Here is a 2,279-nt window from a genome sequence, read left to right as displayed (position 1 = left end):
CGGCCGGAGCGTGAGCGTCGGGCCCCGGTACGTACCCCATGGCGGGCCCGGGCCCCGCCGCCCCAGCGAAGCCACCGCCACCAGCACCAGCGCCAGCACCGGCTCCGCCGCCCAGGCCGCCCGTGAGGGCCCCGCGCTCCAGCCGCTCCAGCCGCGACTGCACCGAACGCTCGTCGTCGAAGGCGGCGGGCAGCAGCACCCGGGCGCAGATCAGCTCGAGCTGAAGCCGCGGCGAGGTGGCGCCGCGCATCTCCGTAAGGCCCTCGTTGACCAGGTCCGCCGCGCGGCTCAGCTCGGCGCCGCCGAAGACCGACGCCTGCGCCTGCATCCGCTCCACCACATCGGCCGGGGCGTCGATGAGCCCCTTCTCCGCGGCGTCCGGCACGGCGGCGAGGATCACCAGATCGCGCAGCCGCTCCAGCAGATCGGCGACGAAGCGCCGGGGGTCGTTGCCCCCCTCGATCACACGGTTGACGACCTCGAACGCCGCCGCTCCGTCGGTCGCCGCGAAGGCGTCCACGATCGAGTCCAGCAGCGAGCCGTCGGTATAACCGAGCAGCGAGGTGGCCATGGCATAGGTCACACCGTCGTCGGCCGCGCCCGCGAGGAGCTGGTCCATCACCGACATCGAATCCCGCACCGACCCGGCCCCGGCCCGCACCACCAGCGGCAGCACCCCGTCCTCGACCGGGATCGCCTCGCGCCCGCAGACCTCGCCCAGATACTCGCGGAGCGTCCCGGGCGGCACGAGCCGGAACGGATAGTGGTGCGTACGCGACCGGATCGTGCCGATGACCTTCTCCGGCTCGGTGGTCGCGAAGATGAACTTGAGATGCTCCGGGGGCTCCTCGACCACCTTCAGCAGGGCGTTGAACCCCGCCGAGGTGACCATATGGGCCTCATCGATGATGTAGATCTTGTAGCGGCTCGACGCGGGCCCGAAGAACGCCTTCTCCCGCAGCTCACGGGCGTCGTCCACACCACCGTGGGACGCGGCGTCGATCTCGATCACATCGATCGAGCCCGGTCCGTTCCGCGCGAGGTCCTGGCACGACTGGCACTCGCCGCACGGCGCCGGGGTGGGACCCTTCTCACAGTTCAGACAGCGGGCCAGGATGCGCGCACTGGTCGTCTTGCCACACCCGCGGGGGCCGCTGAAGAGATACGCGTGATTGACCCGGTTGTTGCGCAGCGCCTGCTGCAACGGGCCGGTGACATGCTCCTGCCCGATGACCTCCGCGAAGGTCTCGGGGCGGTAGCGGCGGTACAGCGCGAGGGACGACACGCTTACGACGATATCGGGGACCACCGACAACCGGACCACGCCCGCATCCCCACACCCCCCGCATCCCCACAAGCACCCGGAGACGCAAGGCGCCCCCCACGCACCCACCAGAGCCCACTTACCCTTGCTGCCTTCCGGCCCTGGGGGAGTTCGGTGAGATAGCGCCACGTGAGGGGCTGCGCCCCACCTTAGCGGATGGGCCGGGGTGCGAACGACTCCGCGGGTGCCCCGTCCGGTCGTGGACCGTTTTCGGCCAGGATTCGGCCGACGGCCAGTGGGGCAGCGGGGCAGTCGGCCGGCGGGACAAACCCGACAGGAAGGCGTCATCCGGCGGCTTCCGGCTCGCGATGGGTGGCGAGGTACGTCCCGGCGCTGATCACAGGGATCACGGCCAGCACCCACCAGACCCGGTGGTAGTCCCCCAGGATCGTCGCGCTCGTCGGCGTCCCCAGGACGGCCACGAACAGGCTGACGCCGAGCAGGGCGCCGAGCTGCCGGAAGCTGTTGTTGATGGCGGTGCCGACACCGAAGCGCTCCGGTGGCAGTGCCTTCGCCGCGGCGCTGTTGAGAGTGGAGAGCGCCAGCCCGACCCCGATGCCGTTGAGCACGAGGGTGGGCAGCCAGTGCGCGGCCCAGTGCGGTGAGGCGCCGGTGCGCAGGGCGAGAGCGGCGGCGCCCGCGGCGTAGAAGAGGGCGCCGGTGACGAAGACCGGGCGGTAGCCGAATCGTTCGGCCAGCCGGCCGGCCAGCGGGGCCACGAACGCGGTGACGAGTGCGCTGGGGCTGACGGCCAGTGCGGACTTCAGCACGGAGTAGTGCCAGACGTTCTGCAGGAACAGCAGGCTGGAGAGGAGAACGGCGAAGAAGGCCACCGAGAAGACCAGTGTGGCCACGTTGGACGCCTGGAAGTTGCGAATCCGGAACAGGCTCAGGTCGAGTGCCGGTCGCGCGGCGTACCGGGACCGGCGGATCAGCACCGGGATCAGGACGACCC

Annotated in this window: 2 protein-coding genes and 1 other RNA gene; all 3 read right to left on the bottom strand. The window is 70.9% G+C overall.

Annotated features, from left to right (window positions below; all coding sequences use genetic code 11):
- The coding region (locus KN815_RS21925) for a DNA polymerase III subunit gamma and tau (RefSeq protein ID WP_216343649.1) at positions 1 to 1,285 on the bottom strand (1,285 nt) is incomplete at its 3' end.
- A gap of 85 nt (positions 1,286 to 1,370) precedes the next feature.
- Positions 1,371 to 1,465: signal recognition particle sRNA small type (gene ffs / locus KN815_RS21920), an RNA gene on the bottom strand.
- 143 nt (positions 1,466 to 1,608) lie between these two features.
- Positions 1,609 to 2,279: MFS transporter (locus tag KN815_RS21915; RefSeq protein ID WP_216343648.1), on the bottom strand; the 671-nt coding region annotated here is incomplete at its 5' end.

This window comes from Streptomyces niphimycinicus (genome assembly GCF_018883605.1).
In the GTDB taxonomy this organism is placed as follows: Bacteria; Actinomycetota; Actinomycetes; order Streptomycetales; family Streptomycetaceae; genus Streptomyces; species Streptomyces niphimycinicus.
The sequence above is the reverse complement of the archived record's forward strand: the minus strand, read 5'-3'. Positions and strand labels throughout refer to the sequence as shown.